Annotated in this window: 24 protein-coding genes; 21 read left to right on the top strand and 3 right to left on the bottom strand. The window is 41.8% G+C overall.

The annotated features are described in order from the left end of the window. Positions 1-168 precede the first annotated feature (168 nt). From H7T93_RS06700 to H7T93_RS06800, 21 genes are all read left to right on the top strand, one after another. Positions 169-678, top strand: a complete 510-nt coding sequence (locus H7T93_RS06700) for a hypothetical protein (RefSeq protein WP_175057746.1) — start codon at positions 169-171, stop codon at positions 676-678. Between the two features lie 34 nt (positions 679-712). Then, the gene (locus H7T93_RS06705; RefSeq protein ID WP_201041709.1) at positions 713-1,219 is read left to right on the top strand and encodes a hypothetical protein; all 507 of its coding nucleotides are present in this window, start codon (positions 713-715) and stop codon (positions 1,217-1,219) included. A gap of 23 nt (positions 1,220-1,242) precedes the next feature. Then, a complete protein-coding gene (locus H7T93_RS06710; RefSeq protein ID WP_175057745.1) occupies positions 1,243-1,752 on the top strand; it encodes a hypothetical protein in 510 nt (169 codons plus the stop codon). 164 nt (positions 1,753-1,916) lie between these two features. Continuing rightward, complete coding sequence (locus H7T93_RS06715) at positions 1,917-4,265, top strand: cation-translocating P-type ATPase (RefSeq protein ID WP_073685975.1); 2,349 nt, start codon at positions 1,917-1,919, stop codon at positions 4,263-4,265. A gap of 93 nt (positions 4,266-4,358) precedes the next feature. After that, complete coding sequence (locus H7T93_RS06720; protein ID WP_175057744.1) at positions 4,359-4,709, top strand: PBECR2 nuclease fold domain-containing protein; 351 nt, start codon at positions 4,359-4,361, stop codon at positions 4,707-4,709. A gap of 592 nt (positions 4,710-5,301) precedes the next feature. Next, positions 5,302-5,583 carry a chorismate mutase gene (locus H7T93_RS06725; protein ID WP_195519949.1) on the top strand — a complete coding sequence of 94 codons (282 nt, stop codon included), beginning with the start codon at positions 5,302-5,304 and terminating at the stop codon, positions 5,581-5,583. A 76-nt stretch (positions 5,584-5,659) separates the two neighbouring features. Then, entirely contained in the window at positions 5,660-7,015 is a 1,356-nt protein-coding gene (gene trpE, locus H7T93_RS06730) for an anthranilate synthase component I (protein WP_195519948.1), read from the top strand. Further along, positions 7,012-7,578, top strand: coding sequence for an aminodeoxychorismate/anthranilate synthase component II (locus H7T93_RS06735; RefSeq protein WP_070655476.1), 567 nt, complete (start codon positions 7,012-7,014; stop codon positions 7,576-7,578). Before trpE ends, H7T93_RS06735 begins: the two co-directional genes overlap by 4 nt. Before the next feature lie 91 nt (positions 7,579-7,669). After that, the gene (trpD, locus tag H7T93_RS06740; protein ID WP_073689563.1) at positions 7,670-8,674 is read left to right on the top strand and encodes an anthranilate phosphoribosyltransferase; all 1,005 of its coding nucleotides are present in this window, start codon (positions 7,670-7,672) and stop codon (positions 8,672-8,674) included. Next, a complete protein-coding gene (gene trpC / locus H7T93_RS06745) occupies positions 8,671-9,438 on the top strand; it encodes an indole-3-glycerol phosphate synthase TrpC (RefSeq protein ID WP_195519947.1) in 768 nt (255 codons plus the stop codon). Before trpD ends, trpC begins: the two co-directional genes overlap by 4 nt. Further along, complete coding sequence (locus H7T93_RS06750; protein WP_195519946.1) at positions 9,425-10,006, top strand: phosphoribosylanthranilate isomerase; 582 nt, start codon at positions 9,425-9,427, stop codon at positions 10,004-10,006. The genes trpC and H7T93_RS06750 overlap by 14 nt, the downstream gene beginning before the upstream one ends. Beyond that, entirely contained in the window at positions 10,003-11,211 is a 1,209-nt protein-coding gene (gene trpB / locus H7T93_RS06755) for a tryptophan synthase subunit beta (RefSeq protein WP_002891598.1), read from the top strand. Before H7T93_RS06750 ends, trpB begins: the two co-directional genes overlap by 4 nt. Positions 11,212-11,214: 3 nt before the next feature. After that, the gene (gene trpA / locus H7T93_RS06760; RefSeq protein WP_195519945.1) at positions 11,215-11,997 is read left to right on the top strand and encodes a tryptophan synthase subunit alpha; all 783 of its coding nucleotides are present in this window, start codon (positions 11,215-11,217) and stop codon (positions 11,995-11,997) included. 751 nt (positions 11,998-12,748) lie between these two features. Continuing rightward, a complete protein-coding gene (locus H7T93_RS06765; protein ID WP_195519944.1) occupies positions 12,749-13,180 on the top strand; it encodes a CopY/TcrY family copper transport repressor in 432 nt (143 codons plus the stop codon). Positions 13,181-13,183: 3 nt separating this feature from the next. Next, positions 13,184-15,412 (top strand): heavy metal translocating P-type ATPase, encoded by a 2,229-nt coding sequence (locus H7T93_RS06770; RefSeq protein WP_195519943.1) that lies wholly within the window; start codon positions 13,184-13,186, stop codon positions 15,410-15,412. Between the two features lie 73 nt (positions 15,413-15,485). Next, positions 15,486-15,689 carry a copper chaperone CopZ gene (copZ, locus tag H7T93_RS06775; RefSeq protein ID WP_004183213.1) on the top strand — a complete coding sequence of 68 codons (204 nt, stop codon included), beginning with the start codon at positions 15,486-15,488 and terminating at the stop codon, positions 15,687-15,689. A 137-nt stretch (positions 15,690-15,826) separates the two neighbouring features. Beyond that, positions 15,827-16,873, top strand: coding sequence for a D-alanine--D-alanine ligase (locus tag H7T93_RS06780; protein WP_195519942.1), 1,047 nt, complete (start codon positions 15,827-15,829; stop codon positions 16,871-16,873). Between the two features lie 440 nt (positions 16,874-17,313). Then, complete coding sequence (locus H7T93_RS06785) at positions 17,314-17,994, top strand: amino acid ABC transporter permease (protein WP_022496120.1); 681 nt, start codon at positions 17,314-17,316, stop codon at positions 17,992-17,994. Beyond that, positions 17,954-18,631, top strand: a complete 678-nt coding sequence (locus tag H7T93_RS06790) for an amino acid ABC transporter permease (protein WP_022496121.1) — start codon at positions 17,954-17,956, stop codon at positions 18,629-18,631. Before H7T93_RS06785 ends, H7T93_RS06790 begins: the two co-directional genes overlap by 41 nt. Before the next feature lies 1 nt (position 18,632). Continuing rightward, a complete protein-coding gene (locus H7T93_RS06795) occupies positions 18,633-19,391 on the top strand; it encodes an amino acid ABC transporter ATP-binding protein (RefSeq protein WP_022496122.1) in 759 nt (252 codons plus the stop codon). A 42-nt stretch (positions 19,392-19,433) separates the two neighbouring features. Further along, positions 19,434-20,288: a cysteine ABC transporter substrate-binding protein gene (locus H7T93_RS06800; protein ID WP_002884332.1), complete on the top strand. Its 855-nt coding sequence runs from the start codon at positions 19,434-19,436 to the stop codon at positions 20,286-20,288. A 117-nt stretch (positions 20,289-20,405) separates the two neighbouring features. On the opposite strand, the gene H7T93_RS06805 is transcribed toward H7T93_RS06800, so the two are convergent. From H7T93_RS06805 to H7T93_RS06815, 3 genes are all read right to left on the bottom strand, one after another. Further along, the gene (locus H7T93_RS06805) at positions 20,406-20,921 is read right to left on the bottom strand and encodes a hypothetical protein (RefSeq protein WP_371595663.1); all 516 of its coding nucleotides are present in this window, start codon (positions 20,919-20,921) and stop codon (positions 20,406-20,408) included. Between the two features lie 136 nt (positions 20,922-21,057). Further along, a complete protein-coding gene (locus H7T93_RS06810) occupies positions 21,058-21,786 on the bottom strand; it encodes a hypothetical protein (RefSeq protein ID WP_195519940.1) in 729 nt (242 codons plus the stop codon). Continuing rightward, a complete protein-coding gene (locus H7T93_RS06815; RefSeq protein WP_080583701.1) occupies positions 21,755-22,450 on the bottom strand; it encodes a hypothetical protein in 696 nt (231 codons plus the stop codon). The genes H7T93_RS06810 and H7T93_RS06815 overlap by 32 nt, the downstream gene beginning before the upstream one ends. Positions 22,451-22,467: the final 17 nt, after the last annotated feature.

A 22,467-nucleotide genomic window follows, 5' to 3' on the forward strand; every position in this document is an offset into this window, starting at 1 on the left:
TGGAGGAATTTGTTAAGACTTGATTTTTTCTTGTTCATAAAAATGTTAGATCAGTTACAAAGCCACGAATCCTTAAATTATGAGACTTGTTAAAAATAGTGTACAATGGTTTGTTGTTAATCCGATCAAGAAATTGTTTGGTCGTAGAAAAAGAAAGAGAAGATGACAATGCAAAAAAGAAATATTTTAGCGATTTTTATAGGACTATTTTTAGGGTTGGTTACAGTCATGGGAATGAGCCTATTTACCTTTATTAATTTAAAATTTAACTCTGTTTATTATGCTCAGCATATTCCTCATAAGGAAGGGACAGATCCGGATGTCATTATGCTGATGGAGAATATGGGTTGGGCCTATACACCGGAAATAGAAGGTATTAGCTATGATGATGATGGAATGTACGCTATAACTAGAGAAAAAGGAACGAAAACGTCTATATTAGGTCTTTCAGGTGATACTCTATATTTTAGTTCGGCATCGGGTGATGGCTATCTTTTAAATCATGATTTTTCTATCCAAACTGCTCTTGACAAACGTTATCATACTATTAAATATAATCAACGAAAAGTTCAAAAAGAAATTAGAGAGAGCGTTCAACCTGTGATTGATGTTCAACCAAAACCCTTCATCAATCTTCAATGGTTGTTTAATTTAATTTATCAAAGTAGGTTTAATTAAAGTTTGGTCGTAGAAGAGGAAGGAGAAGATGACAATGAAAATAAGCAATATTTTAGGGATTTTTGTAGGATTATTTATAGGGTTGGTTACAGTCTTAGGAATGAGCCTATTTATCTTTATTAATTTAAAATCTAACTCTGTTTATTATGCTCAGCATATTCCTCATAAGGAAGGGACAGAGCCAGATATCGTTATGTTGGTAGAGAATATGGGATGGATTTATACACCGGAGATTGATGGTATTCGATACGTCGATGATGGAACAAATGCTATTATAAATACTAAAAGCAAATCTTTTTTAACAAAAAGTTCAGGAAGTTTTTTATATGATAAAGATAATATGACTATCGGTTTTGACAGTACGTTTAGATTTGAGGACGTCAGTTATTTTTCAGAAGAAGCAAAAAGAACTAAAGTTAATGAATCAAAAATTAAACGAGAGATCAGGAAAGATTTTTCCCCAATTATGAAGGTTCAACCAAAACCATTAATCAATCTTCAGTGGTTGTTTAATTTAATTTATCAAAGTAGGTTTAATTAGAGAAAAAGAAAGAGAAGATGACAATGAAAAAAAGCAATATTTTAGGGATTTTTGTAGGACTATTTATAGGGCTGGTTACAATTTTAGGAATGAGCCTATTTAGTTTTTTTAATTTAAAATACCACTCTGTTTATTATGCTCAGCATATTCCTCATAAGGAGGGGACAGAGCCGGATATTGTTATGCTGATGGAGAATAATGGCTGGATTTATACACCGGAAATAGATGGTATTAGCTATGATGAGGACGGGACGTACGCTATAACTAGAGAAAAAGGAACAGAATCGTCTGTATTAGGTTTTTCAGATGGTACTCTAGTCTTTTACCCGGACTCAGGTGAAAGTTATATTTTTAATCGTAATTTTACTCTCCAACATGCTTTTGATGAACATTATCACAATATTAAGTATAATCAACGAAAAGTCCTAAAAGAAATTAGAGAGACCGTTCAACCTGTGATTGATGCTCAACCAAAACCCTTTATCAATCTTCAATGGTTGTTTAATTTAGTTTACCAAAGTAGATTTAATTAGAGAAAAGGATAGCATAGAAGTGTTTTGTAGAGACTTCTGCCTTTGCTATTTGAAAGTAGCTTAATTTGATAGAAAAAGGTGGGGATAGTGATTCGATATAGTAGGTCTATTTCCTTGCTATTCATGACGGCTAACCTTTGAAAACACCTCATTTTTATGCTACTATGAAAGTTATGAAAAAACAGTTACAAGGCTTGACGCAGGTGGAGGTCAAGCGGCGGATAGATGCCGGTAAAACAAATCATTTTAAAGCAAAAACTGGCTCCAGCAATTGGGAGATTTTTAGGCGTAATGTCTTTAACTCCTTTAATGTGCTCAATTTTGCAATCTTTGTGGCCTTGATTGCTGTTCAGGCTTGGTCTAATCTTTTTTTCTTTGGGATTATTGTGCTTAATGCCTTTACGGGGATGATGACGGAGTTGCGTGCCCGTCGCATGATTGATAAGCTCAATCTCATGAATAAGGATCAGATTCGTGTGGTGCGTGATGGACAGCTTGTTTCTATTGATCCTAAGGATATTGTCTTGGATGATGTCATGCTCTTGTCTGCGGGTGAGCAGGTTCCTAGTGATGCCGTGGTTGTTGATGGGATAGCCGAGCTTAACGAGGCCATGCTGACTGGTGAGAGTGATCACATTCTAAAGAAAGATGGGAAGGAGTTGCTCTCCGGTTCTTATCTTGTGAGTGGTCAGGTCTATGCCAGAGTCATTCATGTAGCCGAGGACAATTACGCTAACAAGCTTATGCTAGAGGCCAAGAATCATAAGCCAATCGTGTCCCGTATTCTTTATAATATGGACAAGATTGCTAAGTTTACGGGAAAGATTGTCATACCGTTTGGGCTTGCGCTCTTTTTTGAGGCTTACTTGATTAAACAGCTCTCCCTTCAAGAGTCGGTAGTTACCAGTTCGACAGCCCTTCTGGGAATGTTGCCTAAGGGAATTGCCCTTTTGACTATTACATCACTTTTGACGGCTGTCATTAAACTTGGGATGAAACATATCTTGGTGCAAGAGATGTACTCTGTTGAAACCTTGGCCCGTGTAGACGTGCTTTGTTTAGATAAGACAGGGACGATTACACAAGGAAAGATGACAGTTAAAGGTCTGGAACTACTGTCAGAGCGTTTTACGAAAGAGGAGTTGGAGCGTTTGCTTGCAGCTTATATGCAACATAGCAAGGATAAAAATGCAACAGCTCAGGCTATTCGAAATGCTTATGAGGGTCTGGAACATCATTATCAGGTAGGTGACGTTATTCCATTTTCAAGCGATCGTAAATGGGGTGCTGTGAGCGTTAATGGGCTTGGAACTCTCTTTTTGGGAGCACCTGAGATGCTTCTTAAGGAAAATCCCAAGGCAGTCGATCAGGCTCAGGCACGAGGGTCTCGTGTTTTGATTTTGGCTTGGAGTCAGTCTGGTGTTGATACAGAGACCATGATTTTGCCGAATGACGTCGAGGCTTTGACTTTACTTGAAATTGCCGATCCTATTCGTGAGGATGCTGCAGAAACTCTGGAATACCTGCGTTCAGAAGATGTGACGCTTAAGATTATTTCTGGTGACAATCCAGTGACGGTGTCTCATATTGCTCATCAAGCTGGTTTTGCCGACTATCAAAGCTATATTGACTGTTCTAAGGTCAGCGATGAGGAGTTAGAGGCTTTGGTTGAGGATACTGCGATTTTTGGTCGTGTATCTCCGCACCAGAAAAAGTTGTTAATCCAAACCCTTAATGCCAATGGGCATACGACAGCTATGACTGGTGATGGTGTCAATGATATCTTGGCACTGCGTGAAGCGGATTGTTCGATTGTTATGGCAGAGGGAGATCCTGCAACACGTCAGATTGCCAACTTGGTGCTTATGGATTCTGAGTTTAAGGACATTCCTGAAATTCTATTTGAGGGACGCCGTGTGGTTAATAATATTGCCCACATTGCACCGATTTTCCTCATTAAAACTGTTTATTCCTTCCTTTTGGGGCTTATCTGTATTGCCAGTATTGTTTTTGGTAAGGCAGAGTACCTCTTGGTCTTTCCTTTTATTCAAGTTCAGATGACTTTGGCGGGTCAATTTATCGAAGGTTTTCCACCGTTTATTTTAACCTTCGAACGTAATATTCGTCCTGTTGAGAAACATTTCCTCAGACGTTCGCTCCAGTTGTCTATTCCTAATGCCTTGATGTTGGTTATCAGTGTTCTTATTTTTCATCTGTCTCAGGTCTATCTTGGCATGAGCAATACGGATATGCTGACGCTGTCTTACTATATGATGGGATCAACGGGTGTCCTTGCCGTTATTCGTGCTTGTATTCCGTTGAATAAGGGGCGTGTGGCCTTGATTATCTACTCAGTCTTTGGCTTCTTGATTAGCTCTTACTATCTTCGAGATGTGATTGAGATTTCGACACTTAATAGCTATACCTTACCAATCTATCTGGTCGCAATGGCTATCTGTACACCACTTTTCTTCTGGATTAGCTATAAACAAGGTGCTTTCCAAAAAGCATAAAGCAAAACTCGAGCTTGGTAACAGGCTTGAGTTTTTTGATAGCTGAACAGTAGGAAAAGCCTTGATGTGTATGAGGTGTGGTACAATAGAAGCATGAAAATAGTAGGTCACTTGACGCCAAAAGTCATTAAAACTTTTGATTTGGACTACAAGCCTGGTGAAGAAATCACGCTGTCTGCACAACGTAAGAAGCATATGGAAAAACATCGCCAGGAATTCAGTGATTTTGATGCCACCTATGAACGTATTCCAGAGATTATTGCTCATCCGGACTATATCGGTCGCCATCCTAATGGCCAGTCCTTGGAATACATCAAACGTATTGATGGTAATGCTTTGGTAGCGGTCAGATTATGTGATAAACTTAATGTCCGTACCATGTTTGTGATTAAAGATTCTAAGCTGAAAAACTATCTAAATGCTGGTAGAGCTAAGAAAATGTGATATAATATAATTAAGAAGTAACAACGAGGGCGGAAGAGGCAGCCGCCGCACCTTCGGGTCTGAAAGAGATGCAGGACTGTCACCCTGCCGTTGTTTATCAACCCAAGAAGTCCCTTTGGGGGCTTTTTTATTTTGTGTAGCTTAGGGACAAGACTATCTCACTTTCTGGATTAGGTATAGACGAATCTTATAGGAGGGGAATTGTCAAAATTAACAGAAAATTCTTGACATCTTTTTAAAAAGGAGTACAATAGTTAGTAAATCAGAAAGTAACTGGTCTTAGATTTTCAGGGAGCCTGCGGTGATTGTGAGTAGGTAATCGAGATGAGCGAACATTGGGCTGATTGGATGATAATGAGAAGGTAACACATATTCTTCTCGGTTGGCACCCCTTACCGTGCAACTCCTTGTTAGAGGAGATAGAGATGATGGTCGTTTTTTTGAGACCATTAACTGAGGTGGTACCGTGTTAAACTAGATTTAATGCCCTCACAGAGTTTTTCTCTGTGAGGTTTTTTGTTTACTTTTATCTTTAAAGGTCTATTTACCTTAAAGGAGTATTATTTCATTATTCAATGAAAGGTTGGGTATTATGGATGCATTAAACGATATTCGAAGTGATATTGATAATATTGACAGTCAGTTAATTCGACTCCTGGCCCAACGTCAAATACTTGTGGAAAAGGCAGGGCGGCTGAAGCCCAAAGGAGATAAGTCCGCAGTCCGGGCGAATAATCGTGTTGCCCAAGTGATAGCTAACCGTCGTAAGGAGGCACTAGAGCTTGGCCTGTCACCAGATGTGGCTGAAAGTGTTTGGCGAAGCATGATTCAAGCCTTTATTGCTTTGGAAGAGAAAGTGAATAAAGAACAATAACGGTGCCGATACATCCTATAAAGGAGTCTTGTATCAGTCTTATTACTCTCGATAAACCAGTTTGAAAGGAAATACTATGAGAAAAATTTTACCAGCCGATACCTTAACACCAATCTTGGCTTATATGCGTGTTCAGGGGGAACACAAGGTTATCCTTGAATCCATTCCTCGTGAGAAAGAAAATGCACGTTTTTCTATTGTTGCCTACAATCCGGTCTTTGAAGTAACCTTCAAGGATGGTGTGCTTTATGAAAATGGTAAGGCGATTGATCAGGATCCTTTCGAATACTTGGACCAAGTAACAGTCAAGGGCATAAAGTCTGACCTACCTTTCGCAGGTGGTGCTATCGGGTTTGCAGGCTATGATATGATTGGTCTCTATGAAAATATCGGGGACATTCCTGAAGATACGATTGGAACGCCTGATATGCATTTCTTCATCTATGAGTCTTATTTGATTTTTGACCACAAGAAGGAAAAGGTTTATGTGGTTGAGGATAATATCTACTCAGGTCGTGATAACGATGCGGTGCGTCAAGCTCTGGGGAAGGTGGTAACTAGCCTACAGACTCAGGCGCCAAATGAGTTTACACCTCAGGCCTTGCAAGCCTTGCAATTTTCAAATCATATCGAAAAAGAGGTCTTCATGGACATGGTGGCTAAGGCTAAGAAACTCATTCGTGAGGGAGATATGTTCCAATGTGTGCTTAGTCAACGCTTTTCAGCGGACTTTGAGGGAGATCCTTTGGATTACTACCGTAACTTGCGCGTGACCAACCCATCAAACTACCTTTATTTCTATGATTTTGGAGATTATCAGGTGATTGGTGCCAGCCCAGAAAGTTTGGTTTCAGTGAAAAATGGAGAGGTGGTAACCAATCCGATTGCTGGAACACGCCCTCGTGGTGCCAATGAGGCTGAAGACGCTGCTTTGGCAGATGAACTTTCACATGATATCAAAGAAACTGCGGAACACCGTATGTTGGTTGACTTGGGACGTAATGATATTGGTAAGATTGCTAAAAATGGTGCGGTCAAGGTGACTAAGTATATGGAGGTTGAGTATTTCCGCTATGTGATGCATCTTACCAGTGTGGTCAAAGGGCAACTCTTGCCTGAATTGACAGCCCTTGATGCTCTTAAATCAACCCTACCAGCTGGAACCGTGTCAGGAGCGCCTAAGATTCGTGCTATGCGTCGTATCTATGAGCTTGAACAGGAAAAACGTGGTATTTATGCGGGAGCTATTGGTTATCTGTCTGCGACAGGAGATATGGACTTTGCCATTGCTATCCGTACTATGATTCTCAAAAATCAAAAAGCCTATGTTCAGGCAGGTGCAGGTGTTGTCTATGACAGTGTTCCTGAAAATGAATTTTACGAAACGATTAACAAGGCGAAAGCTATGACAAGAATAGGAGATGTCCAATGATTTTATTAGTTGATAACTATGATTCTTTTACCTATAATTTGGCACAATACCTAGGGACATTTACAGAGGTAAAGGTCTTGCGTAACGATGATGAGACCCTCTATGAAGAGGCAGAAAAAGCTGACGGGCTAGTCTTTTCACCGGGTCCAGGTTGGCCAGCTGATGCGGGTAAAATGGAAGCCTTGATTAAGGATTTCGCTGGTAAAAAACCGATGATGGGAATTTGCTTGGGGCACCAGGCTATTGCGGAAACTTTTGGTGGTAAACTTGGCTTGGCTAAGAATGTCATGCATGGCAAACAAAGCAATATTACTTTTGAAACGCCATCGCCAATTTTCAAGGATATTGACAATGATGTCCCAATCATGCGTTACCATTCCATCGTTGTTGACCAAATGCCAGAGGGCTTTGATGTGACAGCTATCACAACTGATGATCAAGAAATCATGGCCATTCAACATAAGGAGCTACCAATTTATGGTTTGCAATATCACCCAGAAAGCATCGGAAGTCCAGATGGGCTCAAGATGGTTGAAAATTTCGTGAAAATTGTTGCAGACTAGTTAGACAGTCTTTTGACTAGATTGGTCTACGCTCAGAACATCTCCTCGTGCATCCGAAAACATTGAACCGTTTTTGAAAAGGAAAACAAATATGAAAGAAATATTCCTACAAATCTCAAATCGACAAGACTTGTCTCAAGACCAAGTCCAAGCAGTCTTTGACCGCATTCTCAAAAATGAAGTCTCAGAAAGCCAAATCGCTGCCTTCCTTATGGGGCTCAAAACTAAGGGAGAAACAGCAGATGAAATCACAGGTATCGTGCGTGCCCTCAAATCACATGCGACGGTCTTGCCTGAGACCTTCACAGATGCTATGTGTAACTGTGGAACTGGTGGGGACCAGTCTTATAGCTTTAACATTTCAACAACGGTTTGCTTTGTCTTAGCAGCAGGTGGTATTCGTATGGCCAAGGCTGGTAACCGTTCGATTTCCTCTAAATCTGGTTCGGCAGATGTCCTTGAAGCCCTTGGAATCAACGTTTCGGCGTCACCAGAAACCCTATCTAAAGCACTTGATGAGGTTGGTTTGGCCTTTATCTTTGCCCAAACCATGCACCCAGCCATGCGTTTTATCGGTCCAGCTCGCCAAGCTCTTGGGATTCCAACGATTATGAACTTGGTCGGACCACTGGCTAATCCGCTTGACCTTGAGACACAACTTATGGGCCTCTACCGTGTGGAATTGCAAGAGATTGTTGCTAATGCGATCCAACAGTTGGGACGTAAACGTGCGGTTATTATCACAGGTCCTGACAATATGGACGAAGCTGCTCTCTATGGCACTAACACCTACACTCTTTTGGAAGATGGCCACATCAGCCAACACACTTTCACTTATGAAGATTTGGGTATGGAAAAGGTTGAGTTGTCTGATATCACAGGTGGTGATGCTAAGGAAAATGCAGAGATTCTCCTTAGTGTCTTGAAAAATGAAGCCAGTCCTTATCTTGAAACAACAGTGCTTAATGCTGGTCTTGGCTTCTTTGCCAATGGTAAGGTTGCGACCATTAAAGAAGGTGTTGAGCTTGCTCGCCAATTGATTGCGGACGGATCAGCCCTAGAGAAACTTCACCAACTCCAAGAGGTACAAGTATGAGTAAAGCCTTTCTCCCAACAATCTTAGAACAAAAAGAAAAAGAAGTGGCCCAGTTGGTCATGGAAGACTTGCAGCCCTTGCGTCAGACCTATCGTCTTTATGAGTTTCTCAAGTCAAATCAAAACAAGCTGCAAATTATTTCTGAAGTGAAAAAAGCTAGTCCAAGTATGGGTGATATTAACCTGGATGTGGATATTGTGGCTCAAGCCAAGACCTATGAGGAAAATGGGGCAGCCATGATTTCTGTTTTGACGGACGAGGTTTTCTTCAAGGGTGATATTTCCTATTTGAAAGAAATTTCGTCACAGGTGGCTATTCCAACCTTGGCTAAGGACTTCATTATTGATGAGAAACAGATTGTGCGTAGCCGTAATGCGGGAGCGACAGTCATTCTCTTGATTGTAGCGGCCTTGCCAGAAGCTCGTCTCAAGGAGCTCTATGATTTTGCGACTAGCCTTGGCTTGGAAGTCTTGGTTGAAACGCATAATCTGCCAGAATTGGAAGTGGCTCATCGTATTGGTGCTGAGATTATTGGCGTTAACAACCGTAATTTGGTCACTTTTGAGACAGATATCAATACCAGTCTTGAGTTATCAACGCATTTCAAGGACAAGCCGGTTTATATTTCTGAGTCAGCTATTTTCACAGGTCAGGATGCTGCCCTTGTTACCCCATATTTTAATGGGATTCTGGTAGGAACTGCCCTTATGACGGCTGACAATGTGGCTGAAAAGGTCAAGGAGTTGCAAATTGACAAATGTTAAAATTTGTGGACTGTCGACACCAGAAGCAGTAGCAACTGCAGTTGAAGCAGGTGCTGACTACATTGGCTTTGTGTTCGCCAAAAGCAAGCGTCAAGTGAGTCTTGAACAAGCTCACGGGCTGGCTAAAGGGGTGACAGGCCAGACAAAAATCGTCGGTGTCTTTGTTTCACCTAGTCTTGAAGAACTGGGAGAAGCGATTAGTCAGGTTCCCTTAGATATCGTTCAGATTCATGGAACTTTTGATGAAGCTCTGATTCCAAAGATATCAGTACCAGTTATTAGAGCTATTCAGATTTCGGATAGTGAGTCTCAAGTCAAGAGCCAGGCGGATTATCTTCTTTTTGATGCTCCTATTGCTGGCAGTGGTCAGACCTTTGACTGGCAACTCTTGGCGGACAAACAGATTGAACAGGACTATTTCATCGCTGGTGGCTTGACTGTGGACAATGTGGCAGAGGCCAAGGAAACTTTCCAGCCCTATGCCTTAGATGTGTCCTCAGGTGTCGAGACAGATGGTCACAAAGATTTAGATAAGATTAAAGCATTTATAGAAAGAGTGAAAGCATGACATATCAACAACCTGATGCAAAAGGATTTTACGGAAAATTCGGTGGTCAGTTCGTTCCAGAAACGCTGATGACAGCCGTTATTGAATTGGACAAGGCCTATCGTGAGGCCAAGGAAGATCCAAGTTTCCAAGCGGAATTGGATGATCTCCTCAAAAACTATGTGGGCCGTGAGACGCCTCTTTACCACGCCAAACGTTTGACTGATCATATTGGTGGAGCGCAAATTTATCTTAAACGTGAGGACCTTAACCACACAGGTGCCCACAAGATTAACAATGCCCTTGGTCAAGTTTTACTTGCCAAACGTATGGGCAAGAAGAAAATCATCGCCGAAACTGGTGCAGGTCAACACGGTGTTGCAACAGCGACAGCCGCAGCCCTTTTCGACATGGACTGTACAATCTATATGGGTGAGGAAGATGTTAAACGTCAGGCGCTTAATGTTTTCCGTATGGAGTTGCTTGGTGCCAAAGTTTTCAGTGTTACAGATGGTTCGCGCGTGCTTAAGGACGCTGTAAATGCAGCCCTTCGTGCTTGGGTAGCAGGTATCGAGGATACTCACTACATCATGGGATCTGCCCTTGGTCCCGCACCATTCCCAGAAATTGTTCGTGACTTCCAATCTGTCATCGGTCGTGAAGCCAAACGTCAATACGCAGAGATTTCTGGCGGTAAACTGCCTGATGCCGTCATGGCTTGTATCGGTGGTGGTTCAAATGCTATCGGTATGTTCTACCCATTTGTTAATGATAAATCAGTAGCTATGTATGGTGCTGAGGCTTCTGGTTTGGGTCTTGATACTGAAAAACATGCCGCAACCTTTGCCAAAGGTCGTCCAGGTATTCTTCATGGAGCGCTTATGGATGTCCTCCAAGATGCTCATGGTCAAATCATGGAAGCCTTCTCTATCTCGGCTGGTCTGGACTACCCAGGGGTTGGTCCTGAGCACTGTTATTTCAACGAAATCGGCCGTGCGACTTACGACTCTATTACGGATGAAGAAGCTCTCGAAGGCTTCAAACTTCTGTCACGTTTGGAAGGAATTATCCCAGCTCTTGAGTCTAGCCATGCTATTGCCCTTGCGCAAAAAGTGGCAGCTAAGATGTCGCCAGACCAAAGCCTTATCGTCTGCCTCTCAGGTCGTGGGGACAAGGACGTTATGCAGGTTAAAGAACGTTTCGAAGCTGAAGCAGAAGGGAAATAAACCATGACAAAAACACTAACAAAACACCTACAAGCTATCAAAGACAGTAAACGCGGTATTTTCGTACCTTATATCATGGCGGGTGACCACGCTAAAGGCCTAGATGGACTCTTTGAGACTATTGCTCTCTTGGAAAATAGTGGTGTCTCAGCTATTGAGGTGGGTATTCCATGGTCAGACCCTGTGGCTGATGGTCCCGTTATTGAACTAGCAGGACAACGTAGTTTGGCTAAAGATGTGACTTTGACAGCTATCATCAAGAAGCTTCAAGAACAAAAAACACAGGTGCCTTTGGTTATCATGACCTACATCAACCCAGTTTATCAATATGGTATTGAAGCCTTTGTTAGGGACCTAGCTGAGACATCTGTTAAGGGACTTATTATTCCTGACTTGCCAGATGAACACGCTGACTTTATCACTCCTTATTTGAAAGACAGTGATATTGCTCTCGTACCTCTGGTGAGCTTGACTACAGGACTTGACCGTCAGAAGCAGTTGGTTGATGGTGCAGAAGGCTTTATCTACGCCGTTGCCATCAATGGTGTTACAGGTAAGACTGGTAATTACCGTGATGACCTTGACAAACACTTGGCTAACTTGACTGCCCATGCAGACATTCCAGTTCTCACAGGTTTTGGTGTGTCAACAGAGGAAGATATCAAACGCTTTAACGCTGTATCAGACGGTGTTATCGTAGGATCAAAAATCGTCCGTGACCTCCACGACGGTAAGGAAAAAGAAGTCGCTGAATTTGTTACATTCGGTTCACATTTTGAAAAATAGAAGACGATGCTCTCCAGAAATGGGGAGTGTTTTTTCATCAAAATCATTCTTTGGGATATTTTGATTTTCTTATTTTCCAGTATTATACTATGAGTGAGGAGTGGCAATTACATTTATCTCTTGTTCTTATTTTCATCTCACTTATAGAAAGAAGGTAGACAAATGAAAGTATCATTAAGGGTAATACTAGGAGTCTGTTTCTTAATAGGAGCATTACTATTTTTCTATCGTGGAGAGAATCACTATGCACTGATTTTCCTTGTGGTTGGTGCCTTGTATCTTTATAAGGGTTTAAGCTGAGGGTTAAATCTCGTAATGAACTTTCGTATATCTCGTATCGAATGAATAAGCCTTTTTAGTGACATTTATGTCACTATTTTTTTCTTTTTGGAAACTATAGAATGATCTTATAACTAAAAAGAAAGGGAGAGAAGGCATCACAGAACATGATTGATCATATTTTTTCATTCTTTGTATCAAATAAGAAAGCTCTAGCAATACTCTTTATGATTATTTGTTTGGCTGTTATTTACCCAGGCATGTTTAAATTTTTGTATGTTGAAGGCAGGGATTTTGGCCGTAGCCTCGTCAACTCAATCTTATCTTAGTAAAGTGTAGCACCTCTTAGGAGGTGCTTATTTTTTCGCGATAAATCTACAAATGTAGACAAAAACTCTTGACACACTTTCGCGATAGTGTTAAAATAAATCTACAAACGTAAACAAATAATAACATTCAGAAAGGAACTATCATGCTGACAATTTCATCTGCGGAATGGGAAGTCATGCGAGTGCTCTGGGCTAAGGGGCAGGCGACTTCTTCAGAGATTATAGCGATTCTATCTAAGAAGCTAGACTGGTCGGCTTCGACAGTTAAGACCTTGCTTGGACGTTTAGCGGACAAGGGGTACCTAACTAGTCAGCGTCAAGGACGAGGGTTTATCTATCAAGCTAGCTTGGGGGAAGATGAGGCGAATTTTCAGGCTTTAGAAGCTGTTTTTGATAAGATTTGCCTGACCAAACACAGCGACTTGTTGGGTCAACTCATCGAGAAGACGCCGATGACTCAAGCTGATGTGGATAAGCTGCAGGCCTTGCTTCTAGCAAAAGAACCTGTGGATCAGGTGGTGTGTGACTGTGTGCCTGGCCAATGTGCTTGTGGGCATCATATGGAGGTGATATAGGAAATGGCAAAAGAAACCTTTGTGGTTAATGGGATGACCTGTGCATCCTGTGTAGCCAACGTTGAAAATGCTGTTAATAAGTTGGATGGTGTGGACAAGGCTGTGGTTAACCTAACCACCGAAAAAATGTCTGTGGATTATGCTGGGGATAAGGTCAGTCCAGAAGCTATTGAAAAGGCTGTGGCTGACGCTGGTTATGAAGCCGAAGTCTACAATCCAGATACAGCCAAAAGTCAGGAAGAACGTGAAGAAGACAAGATTCACAAGGTGCGTGAGCGTCTCATTTGGTCATCAGTCTTCACCATTCCTCTCTTTTATCTAGCTATGGGGCCAATGGTTGGTCTACCTGTGCCAAACTTCTTGTCTCCTCATCATGCAGCTTTGACTTATGCCTTGGTGCTACTAGTTTTGACAGTGCCCGTCATGTGGTTGGGCCGTTCTTTCTATAGTAATGGTTTTCGTACCTTGCTCAAAGGTCACCCAAACATGGATGCCTTGGTAGCCTTGGCAACGTCGGCAGCCTTTCTTTATAGTCTCTATGGTACTTACCACATTTCATTGGGGCATGCACATCACGCCCACCAACTTTATTTTGAGTCAGTGGCTGTTATCTTGACCCTGATTACTCTAGGTAAGTACTTTGAAACCCTCTCTAAGGGTCGAACTTCAGAAGCTATCAAGAAACTCATGCACTTGTCAGCCAAGGAAGCAACTGTCCTTCGTGATGGTAAGGAAGTCAAGCTTCCTGTGGATAAGGTTGTTCTTGGTGACTATATTGTGGTCAAACCTGGGGAAAAGATAGCCGTGGATGGGCGAGTGATTTCTGGTAGCTCTGCCATTGATGAGAGTATGCTTACAGGTGAGTCGCTTCCTATTGAAAAATCAGCTGGTAAACCAGTATTTGCAGGTTCTATTAATGGTCAAGGTAGTCTGATTTATGAGGCGGAAAAGATTGGTAAGGACACCTTGCTTTCCCAAATCATCAAATTGGTTGAGGATGCCCAACAAACCAAGGCTCCTATTGCCAAGATAGCCGATCAGGTGTCAGCGGTCTTTGTTCCTGTTGTCATGGCTATCGCCCTTGTTTCAGGTCTCTTCTGGTACTTTGTCATGGGACAAACCTTTACCTTCGCTATGACAGTAGCAGTTAGCATCTTGGTTATTGCTTGTCCATGTGCATTGGGACTTGCGACACCGACGGCTATCATGGTTGGTACAGGGCTTGGTGCAGAACACGGTATTCTCTACAAGCGTGGGGATGTGCTCGAGTTAGCTCACAAGGCTGATGTCCTCGTCTTTGACAAGACAGGAACCATTACTCAGGGCAAACCTCAGCTAGTTTCTAGCTATACTTATGGCAATAGCGGAGCAGCCTTGCAACTTTTGGCATCCTTGGAAGCCAAGTCTGAACACCCTTTGGGTCAAGCTATCCTTGTGGCGGCAGAGAATGCTAACTTGGACTTGTTAGAAATGGATAATTTCTCAAGTTTGACTGGACGAGGACTAACTGCTAGCTATGCAGGAAAAACTTATCTAGCTGGGAATCAAACCCTTATGGCAGAGGAAAAAGTCGACTTGACTTCAGCACAAGCTGATTTCCAAAACTTGACAGCTGATGGTCAGACACCGATTTTCTTGTCTGAAGATGGTAAGTTAATCGGACTCTTTGGTGTAGCTGATCAGGTTAAAGCGGATAGCGCCGATATGGTGGCGGCCCTTCATCAAATGGGCAAGGAAGTGATCATGTTGACTGGTGATAATGACCAAACAGCCCAAGCCATCGCTCAAAAGGTTGGTATCAAGCGTGTTATCAGTCAAGTGCTTCCGCAAGAAAAATCTAGGGTGATTAGCGACCTTCAAGCAGAAGGAAAATCAGTCATCATGGTTGGTGATGGTATCAATGATGCCCCAGCCCTTGCGACTGCTGATATCGGTATTGCCATGGGTTCAGGGACAGATATTGCCATGGAAAGTGCCGATATGGTCCTTATGAAACCAAGCCTCATGGATGTCGTTAAGGCTCTGAAAATTAGTCAGGCGACAATCACAACGATTAAAGAGAACCTCTTTTGGGCCTTTATCTACAATATCTTGTCTATCCCAGTGGCCATGGGTGTCCTCCACCTCTTTGGAGGTCCCCTGCTTGACCCAATGATAGCAGGACTGGCCATGAGCTTTAGCTCTGTCTCAGTTGTCCTCAATGCTCTGCGCCTCAAACGTCGCAAAGTCTAAGTGTCGATTGCTTTTGCCCCCCATCACTTAAGACGTATATCAAAAAACAATTAAAGAAAAGGAAGAAAGAAAAATGACAAAAACATATAATATTACAGGAATGAAATGCCAAGGTTGTGTCAACACCGTTACCGAAAAACTCTCTGCTGTCAAAGGCGTTGAGAATGTTAAAGTTGACCTCGAAAACAAACAAGTCACTATCGAAGGTAAACCATGGAAGTGGTCTCTCAAGCGTGCCCTCAAAGGCACTAAGTTCGAACTTGGTGACGAAATTTAAGACAAGAAAAAACAGCTATCAGGCTGTTTTTTTCTACCCATAATCTTTTTGAAAATCCCTTCCTTTTGTGATATGATTAAAGTAATTATGTTCTCAAAATTGAGACTAGAAAATCAAGAAAAGAAAACGGTATACCTATGTCTAAACAAACCCTTATCCTTCTCTACGGTGGACGTTCAGCAGAACGTGAAGTGTCTGTGCTCTCAGCTGAGAGTGTTATGCGTGCGGTGGATTACAGCGCATTTGAGGTTAAAACCTACTTTATCACTCAGTCTGGTGATTTTATCAAAACACAAGAATTTACAGAAACACCAGGTGATGACGAGAAGCTCATGACTAATGACACAGTTGTGGCTAGTCAGGCTATCAAACCAAGCGATATTTATGAAGAAGGCGCTGTGATATTCCCAGTTCTTCATGGTCCTATGGGTGAGGATGGTTCTATCCAAGGTTTCCTCGAAACCCTCAAATTGCCATATGTGGGTACCAATGTTCTTTCATCAAGTGTGGCTATGGACAAGATTATGACCAAGCATATTCTTGAAGTTGCTGGTGTGCCTCAGGTTGCCTACACAGTCTTCATCGAGGGTGAAGATTTGGAAGCAGCAGTAGCAGAGACGCTTGAAAAATTAACCTTCCCAGTGTTTGTCAAACCTGCTAACATGGGGTCATCTGTTGGGATTTCTAAAGCTGAAAATGAAGCAGAGCTTCGTGCAGCGATTGATCTGGCTCTCAAATATGATAGTCGTATCTTGATTGAGCAAGGTGTGGTTGCCCGAGAAATCGAGGTTGGTATCCTTGGCAATGCAAATGTCAAAACGACTGATCCAGGTGAAGTAGTCAAAGATGTGGCTTTCTATGACTATCAAGCCAAGTACATTGACAATAAGATTACCATGGACATCCCAGCTCACGTGCCTGCAGAAGTCATGACGCAAATGCGTTCCTATGCGGCTAAGGCCTTCCGTGCCCTCGGTGGTTGTGGTCTTGCCCGCTGTGATTTCTTCCTGACAGAGGATGGAGCCATCTACCTTAACGAGCTCAACACTATGCCAGGTTTCACTCAATGGTCTATGTATCCACTTCTTTGGGAAAATATGGGACTTTCTTACTCAGACCTTATCAAGGAATTGGTAACCTTGGGACAAGAAATGTTTGATAAACGTGAAAGCCATTTGATTTAAGAAATATGATTTAGAACACAGACATCTTAGTCTCGGAGAAATTTCTGAGACTGAGGTGTTTTTTCTTTACAGAAATCTAGATTTTATTTATATCTTTTCTTTATCACCTCGATAAAAAATACATATTATCCAAATAATCTAACAGGTGGTAGAATAAATCTAACGTTTCAAATGAAATAAAGCAATTCGTTCGTGTTTGATGAAGATTTGCGTATCGCGATGATTATCAGAGGCGAGTGAAGGTCAAAGGGCTAGAAGTAGATGGCAGTCAGCAAGTGTTGACGAAATTTTACACGCCCTTTGTATCTTGTAGAATTGAACATAGGCTAAATTCCTAGAACAAAAGATAGACTTCCTAGTGTGCCAGCACACGTCGTCAGTTTCCTATTTGTTTTACGGAATTTTACACGCCTTTTGTATCTTAAATGAGGAGGTAAGTTTTGGACTGGTCCATTGTTCAACAGTATTTGCCCTTTTATCAGAAGGCATTCTTTTTAACTTTACATATTGCCGTTCTGGGGATTCTTGGTTCCTTCCTTTTGGGCTTGGTGGTGAGTGTTATTCGTCATTACCGAGTGCCGATTTTGAGTCAGCTTTCGACGGCTTATATTGAGTTATCTCGTAATACGCCGCTCTTGATTCAGCTTTTCTTTCTCTACTTTGGCTTGCCTCGTATAGGTTTGGTTCTATCGTCAGAGGCTTGTGCTGTGGTAGGTTTGATTTTCTTGGGTGGTTCCTATATGGCGGAGTCCTTCCGAAGTGGCCTAGAGGCTGTTAGTGAGACCCAGCATGAAGTGGGGTTGTCTATTGGTTTGACGCCATTCCAAGTCTTTCGCTATGTGGTCCTTCCTCAGGCAGTGGCTGTGGCGCTTCCGTCATTTAGTGCTAACGTCATCTTCCTTATCAAGGAAACGTCAGTATTCTCAGCGGTAGCCTTGGCGGATTTGATGTATGTGGCCAAGGATTTGATTGGTCTTTACTACGAAACCGATGTAGCTCTAGGTATGTTGGTGGTGGCTTATCTCTTGATGTTGCTGCCGATTTCTCTAGTCTTTAGTTGGATTGAAAGGAGGTTACGCTATGCAGGATTCGGGCTTTCAGGTTCTTCTTCAGGGGAATAATTTCCTACGTATCTTACAAGGTTTAGGCGTAACTATTGGAATTTCCATCGTCTCGGTTCTTCTGTCCCTTTTACTAGGAACACTTTTTGGGATTGTCATGACTTCGAAGTCTAAGATTATTCGTTTCTTGTCACGTATTTATCTGGAATTTATTCGTATCATGCCCCAGTTGGTCTTGCTCTTTATTGTTTATTTTGGTCTGGCTAGGAACTTTAACATCAATATCTCAGGCGAGCTATCGGCTATTATCGTCTTTACCCTTTGGGGAACGGCTGAGATGGGTGATTTGGTGCGTGGGTCAATCACGTCGCTACCTAGACACCAGTTTGAGAGCGGAAGGGCCCTTGGCTTGACCAATGGGCAACTCTATACCTATGTGATTATTCCACAAGTCTTGCGTCGCTTGTTGCCTCAGGCTATTAACCTGGTGACACGGATGATTAAGACGACGTCCTTGGTGGTTTTGATTGGCGTGGTTGAGGTGACCAAGGTTGGTCAGCAGATTATCGACAGTAACCGCCTGACTATTCCAACAGCTTCTTTCTGGATTTATGGCACGATTTTGATTCTTTATTTTGCCATTTGTTACCCAGTATCTAAGCTGTCTACTTATCTTGAAAATCGTTGGAGGAATTAAGATGACAGAAAGCATTTTACAAATCAAGGATTTGAAAAAGTCCTTTGGGGACAATGAGATTCTCAAAGGCATCTCCTTGGATGTTAAACAAGGTGAAGTCGTTGTTATCCTGGGTTCCTCAGGTTGTGGGAAATCGACCTTGCTACGTTGCATCAATGGCTTGGAGACGATTCAAGGAGGCGACATTCTCCTTGATGGCAAGTCTATCACTGGCAGTAAGAAGGATTTCCACTTGATTCGCCAGAAAATCGGAATGGTCTTTCAAAGTTATGACCTCTTTCCACACTTGGACATCCTGCAAAATCTGATTTTGGGGCCGGTCAAAGCTCAAGGGCGTAATAAGGAAGAAGTCATTGCGGAGGCTGAGAAACTTTTGAATCGTGTGGGACTTCTGGACAAGAAGCATAGCTTCGCACGACAACTGTCAGGTGGTCAAAAGCAGCGTGTGGCCATTGTTCGTTCCCTGCTCATGCATCCTGAAGTTATCCTCTTTGACGAGGTGACGGCTTCGCTTGACCCTGAGATGGTTCGTGAGGTTCTGGAATTGATTAACGACCTCGCTCAAGAAGGACGGACCATGTTGATCGTGACCCATGAGCTTCAGTTTGCGCGTGCTATCGCTGACCGTATTATCTTTATGGATAAGGGAGTCATCGCTGAGGAAGGAACTGCTGAAGAATTCTTCAATCATCCAAAGACACAGCGAGCTCAAGAGTTCCTCAATGTCTTTGACTTCAGTAAGTTTGGTGCCTATTTGTAACCCATTGTTTTTAGTGAAAATATAATATTTTAGGAGATATTTATGAAATTAACAAAGAAAATTTTTGCCCTATTAGCCCTCGTCTTTGCCTTGGTGGCAGTGACTGCTTGCTCAAGTAACAGTAGCTCTGGTAAATCAACAGCCAAAGCACGTACCATCGAAGAAATTAAGAAGAGTGGTGAACTCCGTATCGCCGTCTTTGCGGACAAGAAACCTTTCGGTTATGTAGATAACAAGGGTGCTTACCAAGGTTACGATATTGAACTTGGGAACCGTTTGGCCAAAGATTTGGGTGTTAAACCTAAATACGTCTCAGTAGATGCGGCCAACCGTGCAGAATTCTTGATTTCAAATAAGGTAGATATTACCCTTGCCAACTTTACAGTAACTGATGAACGTAAGAAACAAGTGGACTTCGCCCTTCCTTACATGAAAGTCTCAATCGGTGTGGTGTCACCTAAAGACAAGGTCATTAAGGACGTTAAAGAGCTTGAAGGTAAGACTTTGATTGTTACTAAGGGAACAACTGCTGAAACTTACTTTGAAAAGAACTACCCAAATATCAAATTGCAAAAGTATGACCAATATAGCGATGCTTACCAAGCCCTCCTTGATGGTCGTGGCGATGCCTTCTCAACTGATAATACAGAAGTTCTTGCTTGGGCTCTAGAAAATAAAGGTTATGAAGTAGGAATCACATCACTTGGTAACCCAGATACCATTGCCCCAGCCGTTCAAAAAGGTAACAAAGAACTCCTTGACTTTATCAATAAAGACATTAAGAAACTTGGTAAAGAGAATTTCTTCCACAAAGATTATGAAAAAACACTTCGTCCAACTTACGGTGATGCAGCTAAAGCTGATGACCTCGTGGTTGAAGGTGGCGAAGTGAAATAAGACTGACAGCCTTCGTAAGAGGCGAGTCTTGCTTAATAAGAATAAAAACCCACCCCGTGGCTATTTAGCTTAGCTAGAAGCAGGGATGGTTTTTCTTGTTTTAGGGTGATTTTTTTCTCACTTTTTGCTTTTTATGTTTCTCCAACAAATGACAATACATGACAAGAAAAGGGCTCCCATCATTCCCCAAAAAAGAAATGGTTCAATATAATCAAAAAAAGTTTTGCGTTCACCATAGACCGAGGTAGAGCCATCTTTCCAAGTAATGGTTTTGTCCCTATCATCAATCCTTTTGTAGGACTCACCATTATAAGTCAAATAATGATCCTTCCGTACATACATATTCAAATAGTTATAGCCGTGCTTTGTGGGAAGGTCTGAAAACAGACTTTCCTTGGCGTAAACTTCAATGTAGATGGTTCCATCTTTAAGACCTTTAATTTTCTGAATTCGAGCATTTTTGATAAGGAGTTTTCCATCTTGTACAATCTCCCAATCGTACTTACGACTTCTTCCTCCTTCGTTATAGGAAATAGCAAGCTTGTGGTTTTCAGACTGCCATAGCCCGTAGATACTATTTTCACTGATACCATCATAAAAGAATCTAATATAGATGTTGACTATAGGTACCATGATTAGAAAACAAATCCTCAAAATGTTGACTAAACGGTCTTTGAATTTACCCCAACGTGCTCGCCATCCAGTTTTGTACTTTTGTGTTCTTCGATATTCATTTTGTGAATGGTCACTTATATTAATTTTCTGTCGGTCAGCGTATTTTCTCTTTAGTTGATGCCTCATTTAGCCTATTTTTCCTTTTTAGATTTCTTTTTATTCTCCAATCGACAAAAATGGCATACAAAATCATAGAACCAATAAATCCAAATACGATATAAGGTTTCAGACGATCAAACAAGGTTATTCGTTGACCATAAAGGGATTTTGAACCATCTTTCCAGGTAATGCTCTTGTTTTCATCATCAATCCGTTTGTAGGATTCGCCATCATAGGTCAAGTAATTGTCTTTACGGACATACATATTTAAATAGTTGTAGCCGTTCTTTGTGGGAAGGTCTGAAAACAGACTTTCCTTGGCATAAACTTCAATGTAGAGGGTCCCATCCTCTAAGCGTTTAATATCATCAATGCGTGCATCTTTAATGAGGATATTTCCATCTTGAACAATATCCCAATCACGCTTACTTCCCTTTGAACCATCTTTATATGATATGGCAAGCTGATGATTTTCAGATTGCCACAGACCGTAGATACCATCTTTAGAAACCCCATCATCAAAGAAAATACCATAAATAATGAGTATAGGTAAGAGGATTAGGAAACCTATCCCAACAATGTTGGCTAAACGGTCTGTAAATTTATCCCAACGTGCTCGCCATTCAGTTTTGCGTTTTTGTTCTTTTCGATATGCTTTTTGTGAATGATACTTTCGATTGAATTTCTTTCGGTCAGCGTATTTTCTGTTTGTTTGGTGTCTCATTGAGTTTTTCTCTCCTCTTTTGCCGAGCCTCTAAAATAACAAGAAAGAAGCCCAGTCCCAGAATTCCACGATAGATAGTTTGAACAATTGTAGATAGGTTGGTTTTCCGTTCACCATAAGGGCTGGTAGAACCATCTTTCCAAGTGATAGTCTTGTTTCCAGAATTGATACGCTTGTAGGACTCGCCATCATAAGTTAGGAGATTCCCTTTTCGTACATACATTTCCAAGTAATTGTAACCGCCTTTTTGAGGAAGTTTTGAGAGGATATTTTCTGGAGCATAGACCTCAATATGGAGTGTTTCGTCATTCATTTTTTTGATAGTACGAGTATCTGCAACATTGATTATCGTTTTGCCATCCTGGACGACTTGCCAATTCGTATCACCATGTCTTCGGATGTGTTCATAGGAAATGGCTAGCGTGTGGTTTTCGGATTGCCAAAGTCCGTAGATATTGCTTTCATTGACCGTATAGTGCTTGTAATAATAAAAACCACCATACAGCAGTGCAAGCAGCACTAAGATAATCAATTCAGCTGTTGGCTCTAGTGGGATTATCTTTCTCCAATCAAAGCGCCATCCTTTGGGTTCTTCAATACTTTGGCAGTCGCTATTTATATTTTCCTCTCCTTTAGAGAGAGTGATTAATTTTTTCTTTGTCATGCCTAATCCTCTCATCA

It is taken from the genome of Streptococcus sp. 9.1 (assembly GCF_016648815.1).
Lineage (GTDB): Bacteria > Bacillota > Bacilli > Lactobacillales > Streptococcaceae > Streptococcus > Streptococcus salivarius_E.

Excerpts from the sequence above, each read along its gene's own strand:
- H7T93_RS06700 (WP_175057746.1), top strand. The coding sequence starts at position 169 with ATGCAAAAAAGAAATATTTTAGCGATTTTTATAGGACTATTTTTAGGG.
- H7T93_RS06705 (WP_201041709.1), top strand. The coding sequence starts at position 713 with ATGAAAATAAGCAATATTTTAGGGATTTTTGTAGGATTATTTATAGGG.
- H7T93_RS06710 (WP_175057745.1), top strand. The coding sequence starts at position 1,243 with ATGAAAAAAAGCAATATTTTAGGGATTTTTGTAGGACTATTTATAGGG.
- H7T93_RS06715 (WP_073685975.1), top strand. The coding sequence starts at position 1,917 with ATGAAAGTTATGAAAAAACAGTTACAAGGCTTGACGCAGGTGGAGGTC.
- H7T93_RS06720 (WP_175057744.1), top strand. The coding sequence starts at position 4,359 with ATGAAAATAGTAGGTCACTTGACGCCAAAAGTCATTAAAACTTTTGAT.
- H7T93_RS06725 (WP_195519949.1), top strand. The coding sequence starts at position 5,302 with ATGGATGCATTAAACGATATTCGAAGTGATATTGATAATATTGACAGT.
- trpE (WP_195519948.1), top strand. The coding sequence starts at position 5,660 with ATGAGAAAAATTTTACCAGCCGATACCTTAACACCAATCTTGGCTTAT.
- H7T93_RS06735 (WP_070655476.1), top strand. The coding sequence starts at position 7,012 with ATGATTTTATTAGTTGATAACTATGATTCTTTTACCTATAATTTGGCA.
- trpD (WP_073689563.1), top strand. The coding sequence starts at position 7,670 with ATGAAAGAAATATTCCTACAAATCTCAAATCGACAAGACTTGTCTCAA.
- trpC (WP_195519947.1), top strand. The coding sequence starts at position 8,671 with ATGAGTAAAGCCTTTCTCCCAACAATCTTAGAACAAAAAGAAAAAGAA.
- trpB (WP_002891598.1), top strand. The coding sequence starts at position 10,003 with ATGACATATCAACAACCTGATGCAAAAGGATTTTACGGAAAATTCGGT.
- trpA (WP_195519945.1), top strand. The coding sequence starts at position 11,215 with ATGACAAAAACACTAACAAAACACCTACAAGCTATCAAAGACAGTAAA.
- H7T93_RS06765 (WP_195519944.1), top strand. The coding sequence starts at position 12,749 with ATGCTGACAATTTCATCTGCGGAATGGGAAGTCATGCGAGTGCTCTGG.
- H7T93_RS06770 (WP_195519943.1), top strand. The coding sequence starts at position 13,184 with ATGGCAAAAGAAACCTTTGTGGTTAATGGGATGACCTGTGCATCCTGT.
- copZ (WP_004183213.1), top strand. The coding sequence starts at position 15,486 with ATGACAAAAACATATAATATTACAGGAATGAAATGCCAAGGTTGTGTC.
- H7T93_RS06780 (WP_195519942.1), top strand. The coding sequence starts at position 15,827 with ATGTCTAAACAAACCCTTATCCTTCTCTACGGTGGACGTTCAGCAGAA.
- H7T93_RS06790 (WP_022496121.1), top strand. The coding sequence starts at position 17,954 with ATGCAGGATTCGGGCTTTCAGGTTCTTCTTCAGGGGAATAATTTCCTA.
- H7T93_RS06795 (WP_022496122.1), top strand. The coding sequence starts at position 18,633 with ATGACAGAAAGCATTTTACAAATCAAGGATTTGAAAAAGTCCTTTGGG.
- H7T93_RS06800 (WP_002884332.1), top strand. The coding sequence starts at position 19,434 with ATGAAATTAACAAAGAAAATTTTTGCCCTATTAGCCCTCGTCTTTGCC.
- H7T93_RS06805 (WP_371595663.1), bottom strand. The coding sequence starts at position 20,921 with ATGGTACCTATAGTCAACATCTATATTAGATTCTTTTATGATGGTATC.
- H7T93_RS06810 (WP_195519940.1), bottom strand. The coding sequence starts at position 21,786 with ATGAGACACCAAACAAACAGAAAATACGCTGACCGAAAGAAATTCAAT.
- H7T93_RS06815 (WP_080583701.1), bottom strand. The coding sequence starts at position 22,450 with ATGACAAAGAAAAAATTAATCACTCTCTCTAAAGGAGAGGAAAATATA.